Annotated in this window: 23 protein-coding genes and 1 pseudogene; 19 read left to right on the plus strand and 5 right to left on the minus strand. The window is 43.5% G+C overall.

The window, feature by feature from the left end:
* Complete coding sequence (locus tag IQ264_RS24355) at positions 1-114, plus strand: transposase (protein ID WP_413470325.1); 114 nt, start codon at positions 1-3, stop codon at positions 112-114.
* Here IQ264_RS24355 and IQ264_RS24360 read toward each other — a convergent pair.
* Both IQ264_RS24360 and IQ264_RS24365 read right to left on the minus strand, forming a co-directional pair.
* Positions 103-399 carry a hypothetical protein gene (locus IQ264_RS24360; protein ID WP_193983736.1) on the minus strand — a complete coding sequence of 99 codons (297 nt, stop codon included), beginning with the start codon at positions 397-399 and terminating at the stop codon, positions 103-105. The two genes, IQ264_RS24355 and IQ264_RS24360, sit on opposite strands and share 12 nt — an antisense overlap.
* Before the next feature lie 185 nt (positions 400-584).
* On the minus strand, positions 585-1,040 hold the full coding sequence (locus IQ264_RS24365; RefSeq protein WP_413470366.1) for a transposase: 456 nt from the start codon (positions 1,038-1,040) through the stop codon (positions 585-587).
* A gap of 97 nt (positions 1,041-1,137) precedes the next feature.
* Here IQ264_RS24365 and IQ264_RS24370 point away from each other — a divergent pair, with 97 nt between their 5' ends.
* Genes IQ264_RS24370 through IQ264_RS24385 form a run of 4 tightly spaced genes read left to right on the plus strand, consistent with a single transcriptional unit; the run spans position 1,138 to position 4,847 of the window.
* A complete protein-coding gene (locus IQ264_RS24370) occupies positions 1,138-2,493 on the plus strand; it encodes a ParM/StbA family protein (protein WP_193983738.1) in 1,356 nt (451 codons plus the stop codon).
* Between the two features lie 2 nt (positions 2,494-2,495).
* Positions 2,496-3,014: a hypothetical protein gene (locus IQ264_RS24375; protein WP_193983740.1), complete on the plus strand. Its 519-nt coding sequence runs from the start codon at positions 2,496-2,498 to the stop codon at positions 3,012-3,014.
* Between the two features lie 15 nt (positions 3,015-3,029).
* Positions 3,030-3,800, plus strand: a complete 771-nt coding sequence (locus IQ264_RS24380; protein ID WP_193983742.1) for a mobilization protein MobD-like protein — start codon at positions 3,030-3,032, stop codon at positions 3,798-3,800.
* Positions 3,801-3,824: 24 nt separating this feature from the next.
* Positions 3,825-4,847, plus strand: a complete 1,023-nt coding sequence (locus IQ264_RS24385) for a DUF6753 family protein (protein WP_193983745.1) — start codon at positions 3,825-3,827, stop codon at positions 4,845-4,847.
* Between the two features lie 132 nt (positions 4,848-4,979).
* On the opposite strand, the pseudogene IQ264_RS24390 reads toward IQ264_RS24385, so the two are convergent.
* The 3 genes and pseudogenes from IQ264_RS24390 to IQ264_RS24400 all read right to left on the minus strand — a co-directional run bounded on the left by IQ264_RS24390 (position 4,980) and on the right by IQ264_RS24400 (position 7,438).
* A pseudogene (locus IQ264_RS24390) lies at positions 4,980-5,055 on the minus strand.
* 192 nt (positions 5,056-5,247) lie between these two features.
* Entirely contained in the window at positions 5,248-6,633 is a 1,386-nt protein-coding gene (gene iscB / locus IQ264_RS24395) for an RNA-guided endonuclease IscB (RefSeq protein WP_193983747.1), read from the minus strand.
* A gap of 448 nt (positions 6,634-7,081) precedes the next feature.
* Positions 7,082-7,438 carry a hypothetical protein gene (locus IQ264_RS24400; protein WP_193983749.1) on the minus strand — a complete coding sequence of 119 codons (357 nt, stop codon included), beginning with the start codon at positions 7,436-7,438 and terminating at the stop codon, positions 7,082-7,084.
* Between the two features lie 404 nt (positions 7,439-7,842).
* Here IQ264_RS24400 and IQ264_RS24405 point away from each other — a divergent pair, with 404 nt between their 5' ends.
* The 14 genes from IQ264_RS24405 (at position 7,843) to IQ264_RS24470 (ending at position 19,619) form a co-directional block, all read left to right on the plus strand.
* Positions 7,843-10,116 (plus strand): PAS domain S-box protein, encoded by a 2,274-nt coding sequence (locus IQ264_RS24405; protein ID WP_193983751.1) that lies wholly within the window; start codon positions 7,843-7,845, stop codon positions 10,114-10,116.
* 7 nt (positions 10,117-10,123) lie between these two features.
* Entirely contained in the window at positions 10,124-10,753 is a 630-nt protein-coding gene (locus tag IQ264_RS24410) for a response regulator (RefSeq protein ID WP_193983754.1), read from the plus strand.
* Positions 10,754-10,958: 205 nt separating this feature from the next.
* Positions 10,959-11,354 carry a hypothetical protein gene (locus IQ264_RS24415; RefSeq protein ID WP_228061778.1) on the plus strand — a complete coding sequence of 132 codons (396 nt, stop codon included), beginning with the start codon at positions 10,959-10,961 and terminating at the stop codon, positions 11,352-11,354.
* A 293-nt stretch (positions 11,355-11,647) separates the two neighbouring features.
* Positions 11,648-12,205: a DsbA family protein gene (locus tag IQ264_RS24420; protein ID WP_193983756.1), complete on the plus strand. Its 558-nt coding sequence runs from the start codon at positions 11,648-11,650 to the stop codon at positions 12,203-12,205.
* 102 nt (positions 12,206-12,307) lie between these two features.
* Entirely contained in the window at positions 12,308-13,291 is a 984-nt protein-coding gene (locus tag IQ264_RS24425) for a CPBP family intramembrane glutamic endopeptidase (RefSeq protein ID WP_193983758.1), read from the plus strand.
* Between the two features lie 36 nt (positions 13,292-13,327).
* Positions 13,328-14,062, plus strand: a complete 735-nt coding sequence (locus IQ264_RS24430) for an SDR family oxidoreductase (protein ID WP_193983760.1) — start codon at positions 13,328-13,330, stop codon at positions 14,060-14,062.
* 85 nt (positions 14,063-14,147) lie between these two features.
* Complete coding sequence (locus IQ264_RS24435) at positions 14,148-14,882, plus strand: CPBP family intramembrane glutamic endopeptidase (protein WP_228061779.1); 735 nt, start codon at positions 14,148-14,150, stop codon at positions 14,880-14,882.
* A gap of 69 nt (positions 14,883-14,951) precedes the next feature.
* Positions 14,952-15,707: an SDR family oxidoreductase gene (locus IQ264_RS24440; RefSeq protein ID WP_193983765.1), complete on the plus strand. Its 756-nt coding sequence runs from the start codon at positions 14,952-14,954 to the stop codon at positions 15,705-15,707.
* 100 nt (positions 15,708-15,807) lie between these two features.
* Entirely contained in the window at positions 15,808-16,095 is a 288-nt protein-coding gene (locus IQ264_RS24445; protein WP_193983767.1) for a hypothetical protein, read from the plus strand.
* Positions 16,096-16,115: 20 nt separating this feature from the next.
* Positions 16,116-16,493 carry a hypothetical protein gene (locus IQ264_RS24450; protein ID WP_193983769.1) on the plus strand — a complete coding sequence of 126 codons (378 nt, stop codon included), beginning with the start codon at positions 16,116-16,118 and terminating at the stop codon, positions 16,491-16,493.
* A 329-nt stretch (positions 16,494-16,822) separates the two neighbouring features.
* Entirely contained in the window at positions 16,823-17,032 is a 210-nt protein-coding gene (locus IQ264_RS24455) for a hypothetical protein (RefSeq protein WP_228061780.1), read from the plus strand.
* 212 nt (positions 17,033-17,244) lie between these two features.
* A complete protein-coding gene (locus IQ264_RS24460) occupies positions 17,245-18,321 on the plus strand; it encodes a spore photoproduct lyase family protein (RefSeq protein WP_228061781.1) in 1,077 nt (358 codons plus the stop codon).
* A gap of 7 nt (positions 18,322-18,328) precedes the next feature.
* Complete coding sequence (locus IQ264_RS33170; RefSeq protein WP_228061782.1) at positions 18,329-18,949, plus strand: WGR domain-containing protein; 621 nt, start codon at positions 18,329-18,331, stop codon at positions 18,947-18,949.
* Between the two features lie 52 nt (positions 18,950-19,001).
* Entirely contained in the window at positions 19,002-19,619 is a 618-nt protein-coding gene (locus IQ264_RS24470; RefSeq protein ID WP_228061783.1) for an RNA-guided endonuclease InsQ/TnpB family protein, read from the plus strand.
* Positions 19,620-19,713: the final 94 nt, after the last annotated feature.

The raw sequence follows: 19,713 nt of genomic DNA on the forward strand, positions 1-19,713 counted from the left end.
ATTAATAATAAATTGAAATTACTCAAACGTTGTGGATTTGGCTTTAGGAATTTCCGCAATTTTGAATTAAGAGCTTTATTGTTCTGGCACTTCCCTAATAATTTAGCACAGTAAGTACGGAAGAACCGCAACTTCTTGAGCAACATCAATGAACGCACCGTTGAAAGCAAAGTTGCAGTCTGATTGAGGCAGTCTAGAAAACGACTGATCGTGACGTTTATATTTTGTTGTGTTGTTCAGGAGATGTTTTTCATCGGTGGTTTCAAGCAACCTATCTGGTTGGTTTTGCAATGCAATTGAAACGACCTTCCAGATGAAGAGAGAGCCAAAATCAATTGGAGTCGCAGATTTTAACTGCTCGAAATTATCTTGTTGGCTTAATAATAAAGGTAATGTCATAGAAGTATCCTCAGTGATGATTGACATCCTAGAGGGAAAATCTAAGGGCTTTCTGAGGAAATTGTGCTGGATTCGCAGGAGTTGTTGAGTTGCGATCGCATCTTAATGAGCCTGTTCAACGACACTCCTCATCTATCTCACAAAAAATTCCGAGTTTATTTAGTGTCGAATAAGCTGTTAAGCATTTAAACAGTGATAAGAGCATTACCTTTATTTTTAAGTTTGCGCCCCCATTTAATAATTAATTCTCCTTGATTTAAAAGTTGATGTAATAAATACTCTAATTCTTCAATTGATTTAAAGAGTCGATTAGCAATAAATTCTTTTGCTGAATGCCAAACTAATTCAATTAAGTTATAATCAGGGCTATATTTCGGGAGAAACTCTAAATGAATATTGGGCATTTCAGCCGCAATTTTCTGGAGATATTCGGCTTTTTTGTGAAAACTAGCATTGTCCAGAATTATCACTATTTTGGCTCCTTTTTCAGCAAATTCATCCGCTTCATTGCCAGCAGCTACCCACTCAGCAATCAACTCTTGATAAAATAGCTTTAGGAATTGATAAAAATTTTCTGCATTACTTTTGTCCAGAAATTCTACAAACCTTTTCTTGTCAGAATGGCTCTCCCCTCCAATCAGAGGGGTTTGTTTGAACTAACTCAAAATACCGTCCCTGGTGAAGTTTATCTCGCTCGACTACTCCTAGCATCAAGGCAGTAATAAAGAGATATACCTTATGGCTAGACCAAAAAAAGTTACCGTACCAGATGCTATCGCAGTGATGGATTTCGGTGGCTTATCCACCAGAATCTTTTACCAAAAGTTGCACAAGAGCCAACCCAATTCCTTAATCATGGAATCGCAAGTAGGGCCAGTGAGTCAAGATACAGCCAATGCCTACACGCTACCCAACTTGAACTCCACCGCTCCCGAAAACATCGCCTGGGTTGCCATCAACAACGATTGTCGAGCAGTCGGTTACTTAGCCGCATCTCAATTCAATGCACATATCGGATTGAACGGTCTCAAATACAGCAGTGCGTTGTACAAAGCCTTAGCAGCTTTATGGGTGATATCGCAAAAATTAAACTTAGGCCATCAGTTCAGTATAGCGATCGCAGTCTTCCTACCCCCAGGCGAGTTCAATGACTCCAAACAATTCTTCGAGCTATTAAGTCGAGCCGCAGCTTCCTTTGAAACACCAACTGGCAGATTCTCAGTCAAACTCGATAAAACCCAAGCTTTGCAAGAGGGAGGAGGCATTTCTATCGTTCACAATAGCAAACTCGGAGCCGCTTTCAAAACCAGGGTGACAGCCTTTGCAATGGTAGGATTTCGCAATGCCTCCTTAGTAGTAGCTGCCAGAGGTGCTGTCGGTAAAGGCAAAACCTCGGACTTAGGCATGGTACGGATGGTTGAACTTGTACAAGAGCGTACTTCTAATTATGATGTGGCTCGATTAGCAGAAGCGATCGCTATTTCAGGCGAACGATACAATCGTCCCTACTTCTACCGCATTGCACGTAATCGAGATGAAGCTGCTAGAGAACGAGAAGTAGATGAATTAATTGCTGCAATCAAACAGTCTCGCTCTGACTACTTAAAAATGTTAACCCATTGGCTAGATGAAGTATTGCCTCCTGATACCGATGAAATAGTCTTTTGTGGTGGTACAGCCGAGTATCTCAAATCCGAATTGCGTTCTCATTATTCCCGTTATGCTCAATCCTGGCACGCAGGTATTTCAATACCACCAGAATTAGACCCCAATGGATTAGGACATCGTTTAGCAGATGCTTACGGTTTGTTTACTTATTTTAAATCTCAATTTCAGGGATTACGTCATAAAGCTACTGAGCCAACTGAGGTTGATTCAACAGAGGAAAGTGCTGAACCTTCTAACGCATTAATTGAATCTTCTACAGAACTTGTTGCTGAATCAAATACCAAGATAACTGATAAAGAAATACCTCCTGTTGCAGTTGTTAGTACAGGAACCGAATTAGATGCTGTTTCCTTGTTGTCTGGGCCTTACCGAGGAGTAGTCAAGAAAAAAGAAGACATTGAATCTTGTTTAAATGGGAGTAGATAGCCGTGAATAAAGAAAAACAGCGGATTGCATATCAACTGCGATGTCAGCCCTATTCTGATTCAGATGAAGGAATATTGTTGAATTACCTACTCAATCATCCTGTTTACGACCATAAAGAAGCTGCATTTAAGGCGTTCAAGGCATTTTGGAAAGCTGTAGCCTATCAAAAAAGTGGTGTTGCTTCGTCGGAACAAGTTCATCAACTAGGCTGGGATTGTATTGAGGCTTTACTCAATCATGTGGATTATATTTGTGCAAATCTGGAGTTAAATCGGCAGCAATTGGGGTCAATGTTAGTAGCTAGAGGTTGTGCTCATCATCCTGAATGTTCTCCTTACTTTTTAGGTTTAAAGTACCAAACGGAAAGTCAGATTCCGTCAGTTATTCCTAACTCTACTCCTAGAGAGCCAGTCAGTAAGTTAGAAGAACCAGTAGTTGAAATCGATGATTTTGAAGCAGATACAGATGTATTTAACCTAGCAAATTTTGACCCAGCAATGCTCGGCCCTACATTCAGTTAATAGCGAGGAAAGCTAATGGCTAACAGAATTCATTTAGTAGATGGTGAGAAAGGTGGAGTAGGGAAATCCATGTTTACTCGCGTTCTTGTCGAATTTAATCAAAAGTACGATTTGCTCTACACTCTCATTGATGGCGATTTCAAAAACCCAGACGTACAGCAGCGTTATCCCGAATATGGAGCGCAAGTTGTAGCTTTAGTTGAAGATGAAGAGAAGTTTTTTGACATTGATATCATTTTTGAAACTGCTTTAGAAACCCCTGTTATCGTTAACTTACCTGCTCGGGTTTACAGTATTATCAACAAATGGATTGATGAAGCTGACCTAATCTCACCCGATTTCAAAGAAAAGTCGGGTATTGATATCTGCAAATGGTTCTTGTGTGGCGGAACAACTGACAGTATCGAAATGTTTATAGACTCCTTCAATCACTTTGAAGGGCAGTTGAAGCACGTCTTAGTACGAAACTTTGGAGTATGTAAAGACTGGTCACATATGCAAGGGCATCAAGAAATACTAAAGCTAATCCAAAAGCATCAAATTGCGATTGTAGACTTTCCACAATTAAGTTCCAGAGAACGCAAATTTATCGATACCAAACGCTTATCGTTTCAACAGGCAATGCAGCATTCAGATTTTCATTTAATCAGTCAACAACGCTTGCACACTTTCTTAAACGAATCTTACAACCTAATCGAAAATGTTGGTCTGTTTAACGATGCACCAAATCGCCTAGTAGAAACAATACCTTCAGGAAAACCACCACAATTAACTGCAAGTTCATAACACTGAAGATACTGAGGAGTTATAATGCACCAAAATGAAGCAATAAATCTAGACTTAGATGCAAACGATTTTGATGATAAATCAGCTTTTCCAGAGCCAGAACTAGCTGAAGTAGAACAAAGCAATTCACCTAATAATGTAGAGTTTTGGCAACTAATTGATGATGAGTTAAAGACGAGAGATGTTCAAAATCAATCGCCTTTATCTGCCCCACCTATGTATGAGCGAGATACTGAGTCATTAATTAGTCAAGTACTCAAAGGAAAAGACCCAGAATTCCGCGCCCATGTGATTAACACAGCTTACCGATATGGGCTAGATAAAAACGATCCACTTTTAATCATTTTACTAGCTACAGGTCAGCTAGAATTGCTATTAGAACAGAAGCCAGATGAAATTGACAACTTCTTCAAACAATGGCAATCTAAATGGCAATTGGACTTAAAAGATTCTCAAGCTATTATCAGTCAAGAACTAGAACAAGTACAGCAGTTTGTTGATAATTGGGCACAGTCAAGTCGAGAACTGCTAGAACGTCAGAGTAAAGCAGCAATTACCGTACAAAGTCGCAATATCTCTAATTCAGTTAAAACTTTAGTACGACAAGCTGCTTTAGAGAAAGTAGCTCATGATATTTGGTCAGTGATTTTTGGTAGCGGTGTAGTGTTTAGTGCTATTGCAATTGGTATATTTGTGGGATTAGCAATTCCTCGCTTTACTCCATCACCAGAACTTGACCCAACTGGACTGCGACAGCTAACACTAAAAGAAGCAGCAGCATTAGAATGGGGATTAAGCAATGAGGGTCAATTTGCACAGAAGAATGCTGATACTATTCGCTGGGCAATGAGTAATGAAGGAAAATATGCTCGTCAGTTTATGAGTTGGAATCAAGCTTTGTTGAGTGAAAAGAATGGGAAGAAGTTGTGTGAAACCGAAGTGAATCGGTTGGGAGTTACTTTAACAGTTGAAGGGAAACCATCAAAGGGCGGATTTTGTACTTTGTGGACTCGTTCTCCACAAGAACGGCAGTTTGTTAGCAATTGATTGGCTCTACGTTAGAAAATTAGAAACAGCAATTCTGTGCAAAAATACGCTAAATTAGTTGTAATTTTTATGGTGTCCTAATAAATTAATTCAATAGCAAATTTTAGCGTATTTTTATACAGATATAGTAAGTAAAGCTGGAGGGAATCGAACCCTCAAATAAGCCTTCGTCTTACCGAGGCTGCCTTTACCCTTTGGCTACAGCTTTTTTTGATTACTAACCCGTTAGGGGAAAAATACTCAGTAAGAAACTGAGTATTCAAGTTGAGTTAATGGCTATTTATTTGTGGAATTTGCAGCACCATTTCTTCGGAAAATAGCTGTTGGAGACTTTCACTATATAAATGTTAGTGATGAGAGGAAATTAGTCAGCATATAAACTACTTTCCTCTGTTTAAAATTAGAACAAACTTAATTGATCGCCTTGGATTTGTTTGAACTGTTGAACCTGTTTAAGTTGATGTAAACTTGTGCAAGATTGATGACTCAAAACCTGACCATAGCTATAGGTGTAGCCATCAGATTTATGTATAATGCGGCAATACTTGTAGCTAATTCCTTGAACCGTACCTGTTTTGGTTTTGATGTTGAAATTGCCAGTTTTACGAACTGCAACCCTGCCAACATAAGTACCTACCTTTTTACCTTTGGTAACTACAGCTTTGACGATATCGCCAGTCATAAAGCCGTAAAATGATTTCTGTCTAAGTTTGGGAGAAGTGCGAGGAAAGCCGTACTTATCTGGCTTAACCATTTGGCGAGATCCTCTGCCCATAGCCTTAATAATCAATGGCTGATAACCGTTGACATTAAGAGTGTCAGGAGTAGACTGCCCAACACAAGCTGCATCCGTCCAATGACTTTTGCTAATGTTTAAACGCTGGCGATTGTATTTGGTTAGTCCACCAGAACCCAGTTCAACAGGTAAGCCAGTAGATTCAAGAACTAATGAGAGTTTCCATCGGGTAGTATTGACAGCAGCGGCATCAGCTAACGGTTGCTTCCGTTGCCTATCAATTTTGGCAAGAATATCTAAGCGATCGCTCAAAAACTCAGCAGGTGATTTATTACTTTTAGCTTGATTACAGTCAACACAGGACAAAACCAAATTACTGACTTTATCGCTTCCACCTTTTGATTTGGGATGAAAATGGTCTAAGTTAAAAGGTTTGTCAGTAGCACCGCAGTAAACGCAGGTATGGTTAAACTTCTCAAGTAAATATTGTCTAACCTCATAACCCCAAAGTTCACCACGTTGATACTCAATCCCATTAACTTCAGGATTCATCATTTTCTGAGTATCAAACTTAACCAATTCTTGGCTGATAGCTTTAACTGGCGCAAGGAAGCACAAACGATTTACCCAAGAAAGAATGTTGTAAACGCGAGACATTAAGCTAGGTGGCAGCCAGTCATCTTGACGACGGCGATTAAGAAATCTCGGTTGACGGTATCTGGTCTTACGCGATCGGCGGTTTCTACGTATTTGCCTCCTGCTAGTCAAAGAATCTCTAATTGCAAAACCGCGATGTTCTAGTTCAGCAGCCCAAACAATGTTTTTGTCTGACACTAAAGCTAAACCAGTGAACTTTGCGCCTGGGTCAATTTTAATCCTTAAAAACTTTGGGTTATCACATTGAACCTGCTTCAAAATAATTGTGAAAGGATATTGACGAAACACTGCTGCTTTGTTTGAAGAAAGTAACTTTCTAGCAATAGCCGGATGTACTGGATTACGTGGTTGGCGATTAGAATCTAAGACGAAAACTGCATTTCTATTAGACATTGAAAACTCCTATTTCTAGGGTAAAGGCCACCTAGCCAATGTTATCTAAGCTTGTTATGTCAGCCATACTTCCTAAACCCAACTCAGATGTTTAATGATTGACGATAGAGCAAAGAACTGGTGGAGCATTCTTTGGTATCTTGACATAGATAACGTAGTCAATTAAGACTTAGGCGGGTCAACTACGGACTTGTTTTCAAGCCCCCACTATAATCTATGATTTAGTGGTGGGTCATTGACCGAAAAAGCGACAATATTCGCCTGTTTAAGTTGGTTTAAACAGCAAAATTGAGTAATGTTGAAGCAATCGCAATTAGCGCAAAAAATTCGTTACTTGAACTAATTGCACTTTTCGTACTAACAGCGTTAGCTGTTTCTCGCTGACTGGGTGGTGGGTGAAAAAAAAACCGCTTAAAGCGGCTTTTTAATGACTCATTAATTTTGAGGTTTATTTGATGAAGTCGTCGTTATCATCATCGTCTTCATCTTTAGCATTCCGTTTGGATGCTTTGACGGCATCTTGTACGTAACGGAAGTGCAATTCAATGATTGCTTGTTCGGATGCTAACCAATAACAGTTGTTTAGGAGTTCATCAAGCATTTCATCAGCCGTATGGTCGGCATAGAAGTTATTGAAATACTCGTTAAACTTCTCCCAATCCAATGCTTTACCTTTTGGTAATTGTCGTTGTTTGGCACGACCAGTTAGTTCGCGTGCTACATGAAGAAACATTTCTTTACGTTGTTCTTCATAGTTATCTGCGAATTGCTTTTGCATTGGGCTTTGCACTTTGACCTTAGCCATGATTGGCACTCCTAGCTTAACTTCACAACTGAAGCGACGACAGTCGAACTTACTTTTAAGATTCGGTTTGTCTGCAATTGCTTCATAAATTTAGTATCGATAGATGCTTTATGTTTGGCTTAATTGCCAAAACTTGACTTAGGTTCAAAAAATTAATTCTGGTGGGAATTTTACCCACCAGATAATCTTTAGTCCAACAGAAACTTGAAGACAATTACTCCAGTAATGAGCAATTAGTTGACGGTATGAGGAAGCAGTGACACTTTGGGACTTACTGTGACAGTTGAGGGTGCGGAATGTGGGTTGGAAAACCTTCAACAATCCACCAGAAGCTTAATTTTCTGGATTTTGACAAGCGATATACTTTGGGAGATGGCTGACAGTTCTTCGTCGGGAAGAGTTAAATGATCCATCTCGATCAACTGATTGCCACATTAATGCAGGTGGTAATCGAAAATGCAGGAGCCGAAACAGGCGCTCTGATTCTCCTGGAAGAGGATCAACTCACTGTAGTCGCTCAATGCAGCGGAAATAGACCGTGTGACCTGGAGAAGTTGACTATTGCTGAGTGCACAACGATTCCTGTCTCCGTCATTCACTCAGTAGAACGCACTCAAGACACTCTGGTGTTTGATGATGCAGTCAACGAATCGTCTTTTTTAACTGATCCTTACATTCAACATCACCAGACACAATCGCTCCTGTGTATGCCAATTCTTCAGCAACGTCAGCTAATCGGCATTCTTTATCTAGAGAACAATCTCAGTACTGGAGTGTTTACCAGCGATCGCTTACAAGTCCTAAAACTGTTGATGGCTCAGGCAGCAATTTCACTAGAAAATGCTCGGCTGTATGAACGGCTAGCAAACTATGCCAAAACACTGGAAAGGAAACTAGAAGAGCAAACTCAAGCATTACAGCAGGAGATCATCGATCGCGAACGAACAGAAGACGCATTACGACAAAGTGAAGCGAATTATCGCAATCTGCTACAAACCGCGAATTCAGTCATCATTCGTTATGATCCGCAAGGACGGATTCACTACATCAACGATTATGGGGTAAAACTTCTTGGCTATGAAGAACATCAGATCTTAGGGCGAACCTTATTTGAAACCATCATTCCAGACATCGAAATCTCTGGGCGCGATGTCAAACCTATGGTTCACGATTTACTTCGCAATCCTCAAGCGTACCCGCAGGGCGAAGGTGAAAATCTGTGTCGAGACGGTCGGAGAGTTTGGATGGCTTGGTCGAATCAAGCCATCTTCAATGACCAGGGAGAGGTCGTTGAAATCTTATCGGTGGGCAATGACACCACTCAGCGCAGGCAAGCAGAAGAGGCATTACAACGGAGTGAAGCTAAGTTCCGCAACATCTTTGCAAACTCGCAGGTTGGTATCTATCGTACCCGTATCGGTGATGGATTAATTCTCGATGCCAATCAACGCTTTGCCGATCTGTTTGGCTTTGATTCACCCCAAGAGATGATTGGGATTGAACACACTACAGGCTATTGGGTCAATCTCAGCGATCGACAACAAGGCATTGAGGTGATGAAGCGGGATGGGGAAGTGCGAAGCTATGAAGCACAGATGCGAAAACGAGATGGGACAGTATTTTGGGGGCTTTTCTCTTCTTATCTGAATGCAGGTGATGATTACATCGAAGGGGTACTTGCGGATATTAGCGATCGCAAACAGGCAGAAGTCGCGTTGCAAGCCTCTGAAGCAGAACTGCGGGCGCTCTTTTCAGCCATTCCCGATCCGCTATGTATCATCAATGCTGAAGGGCGATTGCTCTGCACAATCAAAGGAACTTCATCTTATGGAGAGGAGTGTACTGGCAAAACGCTGCATCAACTTTTTGCCAAAGAACAAGCTGATGAATTTCTGGATTACATTCAGCAGTCGGTGAGAACTCAACAAGTCCTCACCGTTGAATACAGCGATTGGATCGCTGGACGAGAAATCTGGTTTTCGGCTCGCATTGCCCCAATTCGGCATGAGCAGGTGATTTGGCTGGCGCGAGATATTACACCGCAAAAGCAAGCAGAAGCCGCCTCGATTTTAGAAGAGCGCAACCGCATGGCACGCGAAATTCATGACACCCTCGCTCAGTCGTTTACAGGCATTCTGGCTCAGGTGGGAGCGGCAAAACAGGTGCTAACGGATGATGTAGAAGCAACTGGGGCACACCTGGATCTGATCAAAGAATTGGCGCGAACTGGACTGACTGAAGCGCGGCGATCGGTAGTAGCGCTCCGTCCTCAGCTTTTGGAGGAGGGCAGTTTACAGAGCGCTCTACATCGTCTCATCGCTCAAATCAGAACTGCCGCAATGGATACCACTCTACATTATGAGATTGAGGGTGCAGTGTATTCTCTACCCACTGAAGTCGAAAGTAACCTACTGCGGATGGGGCAGGAGGCATTAACCAATGCGATTAAACACGCCAATGCTGACGAAATCCGAGTGCAGCTAGTCTACGATCGCGATCGATTCTGCTTGCGCGTAAAAGACAATGGACGGGGCTTTGGTGTTGGGAGTATTCCATCCTCTGAGGGTTTTGGCTTACTAGGCATGAGCGAACGGGCAGAGCGCATCGGCGCACAACTAACCATTAGGAGTCAACCTGGACAGGGAACAGAGATTATTGTCACCGTCATTCGGGAGTAACATCACGATGAGCCAAGCCACGACTATTCGGGTTTTGATTGCGGACGATCATGCTATTTTTCGGCAAGGATTAGCTACCATTATTAACCGTGACCCAGAGATGCAGGTGATTGCCCAAGCTGAAAATGGGGAACAAGCGATCGCGCTATTTGAGGAACACCAACCGGATGTAACGCTAATGGATCTGCGAATGCCTGAAGTGGAAGGAGTTGCTGCTATCAGTGCAATTTGTGCGATCGCCAAATCTGCTCGAATTATTGTACTGACCACTTATGATAGTGACGAAGATATCTATCGGGGATTGCAGGCAGGAGCCAAAGGGTATCTGTTGAAAGAAACTGAACCTGACGAGCTTCTGAATGCGATTCGCACCGTTCATCGGGGTCAGAAGTATATTCCACCTGATGTAGGAGCAAAGTTGGCACAGCGCCTCAGCAATCCAGAACTGAGTGAACGAGAATTAGAAGTACTTGGCTCACTGGCACAGGGAATGAGTAATGCCGATATTGCGGCGGCTTTGAGTATCGGTGAAGGCACAGTTAAATCTCATGTGAATCGAATTTTGAATAAGTTAGATGTTAGCGATCGCACTCAAGCTGTGATTGTCGCTGTTAAACGCGGCATTGTTAGTTTGTAGGGTGTACTTTCGATCGAATGGGGATTCTAACTTAAGTTATAGTCAGCCTTCTACTTTGCGATGGAAAGGTTACTCTATCAATTTCTACTATAAAACTTTTAACTCGCTATAGACGACAGCTTGAAGGTGATTTCCTATATTGAATTTATGCAAACACTTACGCAATCACTGTTTAGCTTTTATCTAATTAAAAGGAGAATCGACAATGTTTTTGAAGTTTAATCAAAAAATAGCAATTCTCAGTTCAATGCCTTTAATCTTTTTGCCAGTTGTCGGAATAGTAACCCTACCCCATTTTTCTGCGTTAGCACAAAATGGAATATGTGCTTGTGCATCAAGTGAAGCTCAACCTCAACGGGGTCAAAGGAATCGCTCAAGCGGAAACTTTTCGACCCAAGGATGTACTACTACTTTAAGCTGGAATGCTCCAAAGGGTGTTAGTTTTAATGTGATGCGAGATGTATCTGGTGGGAGAGACCCTGTTGAACTTTCAAATGTTGCTAGAGGTACACGAACCCAAAACCCTAACCAAAGAAGTTTGTATATTGCAAATCCAAAGGGTGCAAGAGGAGGCTTTCGAGTTTGTGCGCGTAATACATAAAATTATTAGAAAAGGTAGTTAATGAAGCCTAATACAAGTCAATTAAAAAACTACCTCATTTAATAATTTTGTTAATCAGCTTAGTACTAAACCTCTGGTTAAGAGGTCTAATTCCGCAATTAAGCTTAACCCAGCATCCGACTATCTTAAGAAGGAGCGGCTGCTCCATCAAATTACAGCCTAAAAATGTTAACTCACTGTAGACGACAACTAAAAGCCAATTGCTTATATTGAATTCATGTGGATTGAGCAAGTGAATCGCAAGGTTCCATGCTTGATACAGATGTAGAAAGATGATCGACGACCATAGTTCCAGTTCTTTAGTTGTGCCAGCTTCAAGCCAAGATCACAGTCAAGGTGTGCTAAGTGCCGCCGTGGTATTAGTGATGTATGGGGATTATCAATGTCCTAGAAGTGCAGCCGTTTACAAGCTGATTAAAATCATTCGGCAAGAGCTTACGGTTTCTCTTGGAGAGGATTATTTATGTTTTATCTTCCGTCACTTTCCGCAGGTACAAATTCATTCTCATGCTCAACGGGCTGCCGAAGCAGCCGAAGCTGCCGCTGCACAAGGACAGTTTTGGTTGATGCACGATACTTTATTTGCCCATCAACAAACTTTGGAGAATGGTTATCTGATTGAGTACGCCAATGATTTAGGGCTTTATATTCCTCAGTTTCTCAGAGACTTGTCTAAACAAGTGTATGTCGATCGTATCAACAAGGATATCAAAGGCGGAATACAGAGTGGAGTAACGTCTGCTCCAGCCCTGTTTATTAATGGAAGTCGATATACAGGGCATTGGAAAACAACTGAGTTGATGGCAGCGATGATTTCTGCAAGCCATTAGGTTCCCCAATCTTTGCTCCAATTCGTCTCTAACTTGCCTGTAAACAAAACACGTTCACTAACTTCCAAGCACTACATACCTGCACGAGTAAAGGAGACAAAGATGAGGATCAAAGCAATCAAAGGAAAGCAGGGAATCGGAACGGACGTGAAAGACGCAACTTACGTCGAGGCTGCCGGATGGGGTAAGTATCGGTGGTGGCGGTATCTTCTGGGGCTGATGATCATCCTCTTTGCCTGGATGGTCGTCGCCAACTTTGCCAGCGCACTCGTCGCGCTGGCGCTCGGCGGCAAGGAGGGTGTCGCAGCATTCAGTCGGCTGGATTACGCCGCGTTCGGTCCCTTGGGGGGCTTCGTCGTGAGCATGGCGGGTTTTCCGGTGTTCCTCGCAGGAATTCTCATCGCCGTCACCCTCATTCACCAGCGCCATCCCCGGACGCTGATCACCGCGCGGGAGCAGATCAGTTGGACTCGCGTCGGTCACGGCTTCGTGGCTGGGTTTGTGCCGTGGGTTCTGCTCGCTGGACTGGGGCAATACCTCCTCTACCCCAATAGCTTCTCCTTCAACTCCGACCTCAAGACGTTCGCGTTCTTCGTGCCGATCGCGCTAATCCTCACTGCAATCCAGACGACCACCGAGGAGTTGTTCTTTCGCGGGTACATTGTGCAGGGTGCAAGCCTGATCTGGTCGAACCGCGTGTTTCTTTTGATCGTGTCAGCCGTGATCTTCACCCTGCCGCACGCCACTAACCCGGAGTCACAGGAGGGTGGCTGGATCGGGATGTTTGTCGGAATCTTCGTCGGCACGGGGCTGCTGTATGCGATCGTTTCATTGATCGACGGCACGACCGAGCTTGCGATCGGCGCGCACTTTGCCAACAACATCGCGTACTTTCTCTTGTTCAACTGGTCTGGCAGCTTCTTCGCCGCGCCAGCCCTGTTCAGCATCAGCGAGTACCATGCGAGATTCTACGACATCACCTCTATCGTGCTGATTCCCGTCTTCCTGGCGATCGTTTTCCGGGTGTTCAAACGTGACAAGGCATCTGAACCCATTTCCCAAAGCCATCTGAAGGGTCGTCGGTAATCTCGTTACTTTAATCACTTACAAGGAACAATCACCATGTCAACTGTTGAGAACAAAGTTATTGCGATTACTGGAGCCAGTAGCGGTATTGGCGAAGCAACGGCTAGATTGCTGGCTCATCAGGGTTTACGGGTTGTGTTAGGGGCGCGACGCACTGATCGACTGGACGCGATCGCTGCCGAAATTCGCTCTCAAGGGGGCGAAGCAGAATATCGTACCCTTGATGTCACCAACCTTCAAGACATGCAAGCCTTTGTCGAGTTTGCTCAAGATAAATTTGGTCGCCTTGATGTTGTGGTGAACAATGCAGGCGTGATGCCACTCTCCAGGCTAGAGGTGCTGAAGATCGATGAATGGAACCGCATGATTGATGTGAACATTCGCGGTGTACTTCACGGGATTGCTGCTGCACTCCCCCTCTTTAAGCAGCAACGATCAGGGCAGTTTGTCAATCTATCCTCGATCGGCGGGCACAACGTTTATCCAACCGCAGCCGTGTACTGCGCCACTAAATTTGCAGTGTGGGCGATTTCCGAAGGACTGCGGCAGGAATCGACCGACATCAGGGTTACGGTGATTTCGCCTGGAGTAACGGAAACTGAACTTGCCAGCACGATCACAGATGCTGAAGCAGCGGAATGGGTGGGGGGATTTCGTGAGGCAGTGATTCCAGCAGATGCGATCGCCCGTGCGATTGCCTTTGCGATCGAGCAACCCGCAGAGGTAGATGTGAATGAAATCATTGTTCGACCGATTGGACAAATGAGCTAATAGGACGGATCATCTGGAGATTAAACCAATGGCAATTCTAAAACAATTCGGGATTCTATTTGGGTTGGGCAGTGTGGGAATTGTCATGTTCACGATCACGTCTATTCCTTTAATCGAGCAACAGTTAGCGAAACTGTCTCCAGAAGCACTGGGAAAAGTGCCGCCATTGGGAATTCTAATGCTTCTGCAAGGACTACAGTATTCAATTCTACTGGCAATCAGCATTCTGATCGGAATTGGCTGTGCCTACCGCGTTGGATTACACTCCCATTTGATTGATCATTGGGTGTTTCATACCACTAAGTCTCCATCTTTTGCCGTTGAGATGAAATGGAGTTTGGGTGTAGGTGCAGCGACCACAATCATTGTCCTGTTGCTCGATCGGTTGATGCAACCTGCCCTACCTGAAGCGCTACAGGCAGCCAATAATACAGAACGAAGTTGGTTGAATTTGCTCACAGCAATGTCCTATGGCGGCATCACTGAGGAAATTTTGATGCGCTGGGGTTTAATGTCGCTGCTTATTTGGATCGCGTGGAAGGTGTTAAAACAAGGCATCACGTTGCCAAGTCAAGGGATTTACCAGGGTGCGATCGTTTTAGCCGCGTTGGTATTTGGACTACTACACCTGCCAGCGACTGCCGCGATCGTTCCACTCACTCCGCTTGTGATTATCCGAGCGATATTACTCAATGGGATTGCTGGCATTGCGTTTGGTTGGCTCTTTTGGCAATACTCGCTTGAGGCTGCAATGTTAGCCCATGTCAGCTTTCATGCCTTTTCCTTTGCTTTTAGTTTTTCGCTGGCAAGATTTGTCTAAGTTTTTTTCAAGGCGATTTCACGATGATTTCAAGAGAGAACAACTGGACTTGATTTTAGGAGAAATAGAATGATACTTCAGGATAAAGTGGCGTTGGTCACTGGTGGCGCATCGGGAATTGGCCAAGCAACCGCGATCGCATTCGGTGCTGCTGGAGCCAAAGTGATCTTCTCGGACATACGCAGTGTAGAAGGTGAAGAAACAGCTAATTTGATTCGCGAGACTGGGGCGGAATGCTTGTTCGTGAAATCCGATGTATCGAGTGAGGCGGATGTCCGGGAATTGGTGCAAAAAGCGATCGCCACCTACGGCAAACTCGATTGTGCTTTTAACAATGCTGGAATTGATCTGGCTGTTAAACCATTGCATGAACAATCGATCGAGGATTTTGACAAGATTATGTCGATCAATGCGCGAGGGCTGTTTCTCTGTATGAAATATGAAATTCAGCAAATGCTGACCCAAGGTTCAGGCGCAATCGTGAACAATTCATCTACGAATGGTCTCGTTGCGCTTCCAGGAATCTCTCCCTACGTTGCCAGCAAACATGCGGTGATGGGACTGACGCGATGTGCTGCCCTCGATTATGCCAAACAGGGCATTCGGATCAATGCTGTCAATCCGGGTCCGATCGCGACTGACCTCATGGCTCGTAGCGCTGAGCAAATGGGTATCACATTCGATGATCTTGGGTCTATGGTTCCAATGGGTCGGATTGGTCAGGCAACGGAAATTGCTCAAGCGGTTGTATTTCTCTGCTCTGATGCTGCTAGATACATTACAGGACAACCTTTGGCGATCGATGGCGGATATACAGTGAGTTGATTTTTGATCGTGGAATCACAGGAATTGATCCATCAACAAATCAAACCGCGATCGCTTCTTCAAGAGATGGTCAGCACTGCAATTTTAGATGGTGAATAAGATGATTCAGTTCAAAGATTTTGCGCCTCGGATTACTGACCGGGGACCCTTCGGCGGACCTTCCGAGTATGAATCCTTCTCTGAGGTTGTGAGTGCTGTCAATCAGTGGATCGAAAGTACAACGATACAAGTGATCAATGTTGAAACTGTTGTTTTACCCGATCGCATCGAAGGCACCAGTGATGATGTCTACGGCGTGACGACCAGTAATGCTTTCCACCCAGTGATGATCAGTCAGGGTCTTGCAATCAACTGCTTTCAATGTGTGCGTGTCTGGTACAGAGAATAAGCCTCACTGGAGAAGAAATAATGAAACGATTTACCTTATTTACTTTCCTGTATCTGGCGCTGGGAGTTTGCCTGACGGCGATCGCGTTTGGATACCCAAACCTGCCTTCGGGTCTTCAAACCAGCCTGTTCGCCAGTGCAGGAGCGTCCTACCTTGTTTGTCTCTTCAGTACCTTCCCATTTTGGCGGGAGGCGACGCTCCGCGTCTATCGCAGACGGAATTCAGCAATCATCTTACCCTGGTTGGTGATTGGAGTGAACATTATTGTGACAATCTGGGAGCTTCAGAGTCAGAACTGGACAATGGAAGCCATTTTACAAGTGTTCACGCGGCTGTTAATCGTCTTAATATTTGCAGAAATCATTGTGATTACATGGCAAGTGAATTCTGAACATTAGGGTCTAAATCAGAACAAGGAACACCATGAATAAGCCCAAGTTTTTTGTCAACCGCTCTCATACGAGTTGAGCCGAATAGTACAGATATAGAGTTGAAGTGCAACTCTGGCGCAGTCAATGTCAGATGAAATTGTTAGATCGCAGCCAATAAGGTGGGCATTGCCCAAAAAACCTTACTGGACAATCGCTAGTGATTGATGGTGGATACACAGCGAACTGAAAACTATCAAGCTAGTAGCTTTTAGACAATTGCAACTCGTCGAATATTCGTTTCAAAACTTCTGCTGTGTAGGGCAGAGGAATACTCAAAATCTAATCAGGAGATTCAAATGATCAGTGTATTTGTTGACCGACTAAAAGAATTTAAAAAGCAATGGACATTTGCGGAAATATGTGTAGCAGACAGTGCTTTATATACAGCAGATAACTTAGCAGCAATGAGCGGATTAAAATGGATAACTAGAGTGCCATTAAGTATTAAAGAAGCACAAAAGAAAATCTTAGAAATAAAAGCCAGTGAATGGATTCTTAATGTTTGAAAAAATCAGGGATTAGCTAACAATTCAAATCAGAGAAGCTTGATTTAGTTAACAATAGATGAGCAGTAAAATAAGTTTCTTTTCTAGTTATTAGTAAGCAAGAAATCTGGGTAAATACTGCTTTTGATAGGGGGAAATCTCTCTACTTGGGAGAATTTTTTTAGTGGAGATGAAATCACAATGGAAAGTAGACCTAGTGTGGAGAATCGATTTTGACTGTATCGACTTCTGTGGAAGCGACAACATTGACCAAGCCGCGTTTGTGGATGCCCGATCGCGTTTTGTTTACTCCCGCTGCTCTAGAGGAAGCATGGGGACAGCAGATATTAGAGCGAGTGCGGACACTGGGATTACCGATCGAACAGTTGCCCCGCAATCGATTAACAGGGTTACGAGGTGAAAGCGATCGAGAAACCTACGATATTTCCAAACGCACCCTAGCAGTAGTCAATGCCCCCAATAGCCATTTCAAACTTAGCCCAATTCCCCCCTCGGCTGACTGGCAGTTTCATCTAGCAGAAGGCTGTCCGGCACATTGTCAATATTGTTACCTGGCTGGCAGTTTGCTTGGACCACCAGTAATTCGCGTCTTTGCCAACCTACCACAGATTATTGCCAACCTTGCTGCTTATGAAAAGCCAGGGAAAAATACTTCTTTTGAGGTCAGTTGTTACACCGATCCGTTAGGCATCGAACATCTTACAGGCAGTCTTGCCGAGTGCATTCGCTACTTTGGTACTCGTAAGGATGGTTATTTACGCTGGGTGTCTAAATTTGATGCGGTTGAGCCGTTATTGGAGTTACCCCACAACGGACATACCCGCCCTAGAGTTAGTGTAAACGCTGCTCCCATTTCTACCAGGATGGAGGGAGGAACCGCCTCAGTTGCCGCCCGTTTAGGAGGATTGCGAAAGCTGGCATTACCTACTCAACAGGGAGGAGGTGGCTATCCTGTAGGATTGGTGATTGCCCCGATAATGCCGCTCGAAGATTGGGAAGATCGTTATACTCAACTGTTTGACCAGATCGGTGCTGCACTTGATTTTGATTGCGACCTGACATTTGAGTTAATCACTCATCGCTTTACTCCTGGCTCGAAGGAAGTCTTACAAAGTTGGTATCCTCATAGCAAGCTAGATTTGGATGAAGCGGGACGAGTCATCAAACGGAACAAGTTTGGTGGCATCAAGTATGTCTATGATAAGGACACCATGAACACTCTACGTCGCTTTTTTGAGCAAGCGATCGCTCGCCGCTTCCCACAAGCACAAATTCTCTACTGGACGTAAGTAGTCTATGTCTAACAATTCCTTACCTCCATTCACAACAGAGCCAGAAAATAATCTAAAGGAGAAACTGATCCGTTCAATCTGGCTGCACAAGGACAAATACTGTTATTTATTTGAATCTGATGGTTCTTATCGATTGTTAAGCACCGAGCGTCGAGGTCAGTACACTATCTTACCCGATGGTCGATCGGTTTTGCTGGCTTGGATAACCGATTCCTTCACGGAAACCCTGCTTGTACAAGAGGATGGCAGTTTGTTCATGAGTGGGGGCGCGTTTGTTGAAATTGGAATACGCTCGGAAGCGTCCCTCTCTGCTAATCCTTCCATAGAGTCTAATACAGTTTACTTAGAACTTTCCGACGATCGTTCCCACAAATTCTATGAAGTCACGGTTAACGCCTTTGATGTCATAATTCGCTATGGACGTATTGGTACTATAGGACAAACCAATCGCAGCACCTACAGCAATCTCCAAAAAGCTCAGGCAGAAGCTGACAAGAAAATCAATGAGAAGTTAAAAAAAGGTTATCTTAATGCAGCAAAAAGACTCCCGTTACAACGCAGTTTAGCGGGAGATGAATGGCGACCAAAAACTCAAATTGAGCGTCAACGTTTCGATATAGTTTGACGCTGGTATTTTTTTAGGCTATACTATCACTAATTCTCAGATTAATAGAGTGATGCTAACAGCTTTAAAGGTCAGAGTGTATCCAAATAAAGAGCAACAAGTAGCCCTAGCACAAAACTTCGGGTCCTGTCGCTTTGTTTGGAACTATTACCTAAATAAGAGCCACACTCAATATCAAGAAACGGGCAAAGGATTAAGCTATTGCGACATGGCGAAAGATTTGACACAACTGAAGAAGCATGAAGATTTTTTCTGGCTAAGAGAAGCGTCTTCTTCGGCATTACAGCAATCATTAAAAAACCTGGAAGCAGCATTTAAAAACTTCTTTGAACGTCGGGCTAAATTCCCAAAGTTTAAAAGCAAACATCAGAAGCAATCGCTGAGATACCCGGCAGGTTGCTCAATTAAAGGAAATGGTGTCAAACTTCCCAAACTGGGGATTGTTAAAGCAGTAATATCTAAAAAGATCGGCGGCAAAATAAAATCCGTAACCGTCTCAAAGGACAGCACGGATAAATATTTTGCCGCTATTTTGTGGGAAGCTGAAGATGTTCCAACCAATAAAGAAGGTAAAATTTCCGGGATCGATTTAGGTCTTAATTCCCTCGTCACAGTATTTGATGGGGAGACAACCTATGGTTCTTCCGTACTTACTGTGCTAAATTATTAGGGAAGTGTTAAGCATCAAAGAGATGAAGAATAGATTACTGACTAAGTTGCTAAACCTACCAGGAGTTATAGTAGAAGAAAGTCAAGAAACAGAA

The sequence above is a fragment of the [Phormidium] sp. LEGE 05292 genome (genome assembly GCF_015207735.1).
GTDB lineage: Bacteria > Cyanobacteriota > Cyanobacteriia > Cyanobacteriales > Aerosakkonemataceae > Floridanema.

Coding starts and splice junctions, on each gene's coding strand:
- IQ264_RS24360 (WP_193983736.1), bottom strand. CDS start 399: ATGACATTACCTTTATTATTAAGCCAACAAGATAATTTCGAGCAGTTA.
- IQ264_RS24370 (WP_193983738.1), top strand. CDS start 1,138: ATGGCTAGACCAAAAAAAGTTACCGTACCAGATGCTATCGCAGTGATG.
- IQ264_RS24380 (WP_193983742.1), top strand. CDS start 3,030: ATGGCTAACAGAATTCATTTAGTAGATGGTGAGAAAGGTGGAGTAGGG.
- IQ264_RS24385 (WP_193983745.1), top strand. CDS start 3,825: ATGCACCAAAATGAAGCAATAAATCTAGACTTAGATGCAAACGATTTT.
- iscB (WP_193983747.1), bottom strand. CDS start 6,633: ATGTCTAATAGAAATGCAGTTTTCGTCTTAGATTCTAATCGCCAACCA.
- IQ264_RS24400 (WP_193983749.1), bottom strand. CDS start 7,438: ATGGCTAAGGTCAAAGTGCAAAGCCCAATGCAAAAGCAATTCGCAGAT.
- IQ264_RS24405 (WP_193983751.1), top strand. CDS start 7,843: ATGATCCATCTCGATCAACTGATTGCCACATTAATGCAGGTGGTAATC.
- IQ264_RS24410 (WP_193983754.1), top strand. CDS start 10,124: ATGAGCCAAGCCACGACTATTCGGGTTTTGATTGCGGACGATCATGCT.
- IQ264_RS24415 (WP_228061778.1), top strand. CDS start 10,959: ATGTTTTTGAAGTTTAATCAAAAAATAGCAATTCTCAGTTCAATGCCT.
- IQ264_RS24420 (WP_193983756.1), top strand. CDS start 11,648: ATGATCGACGACCATAGTTCCAGTTCTTTAGTTGTGCCAGCTTCAAGC.
- IQ264_RS24425 (WP_193983758.1), top strand. CDS start 12,308: ATGAGGATCAAAGCAATCAAAGGAAAGCAGGGAATCGGAACGGACGTG.
- IQ264_RS24430 (WP_193983760.1), top strand. CDS start 13,328: ATGTCAACTGTTGAGAACAAAGTTATTGCGATTACTGGAGCCAGTAGC.
- IQ264_RS24435 (WP_228061779.1), top strand. CDS start 14,148: ATGTTCACGATCACGTCTATTCCTTTAATCGAGCAACAGTTAGCGAAA.
- IQ264_RS24440 (WP_193983765.1), top strand. CDS start 14,952: ATGATACTTCAGGATAAAGTGGCGTTGGTCACTGGTGGCGCATCGGGA.
- IQ264_RS24445 (WP_193983767.1), top strand. CDS start 15,808: ATGATTCAGTTCAAAGATTTTGCGCCTCGGATTACTGACCGGGGACCC.
- IQ264_RS24450 (WP_193983769.1), top strand. CDS start 16,116: ATGAAACGATTTACCTTATTTACTTTCCTGTATCTGGCGCTGGGAGTT.
- IQ264_RS24455 (WP_228061780.1), top strand. CDS start 16,823: ATGATCAGTGTATTTGTTGACCGACTAAAAGAATTTAAAAAGCAATGG.
- IQ264_RS33170 (WP_228061782.1), top strand. CDS start 18,329: ATGTCTAACAATTCCTTACCTCCATTCACAACAGAGCCAGAAAATAAT.
- IQ264_RS24470 (WP_228061783.1), top strand. CDS start 19,002: ATGCTAACAGCTTTAAAGGTCAGAGTGTATCCAAATAAAGAGCAACAA.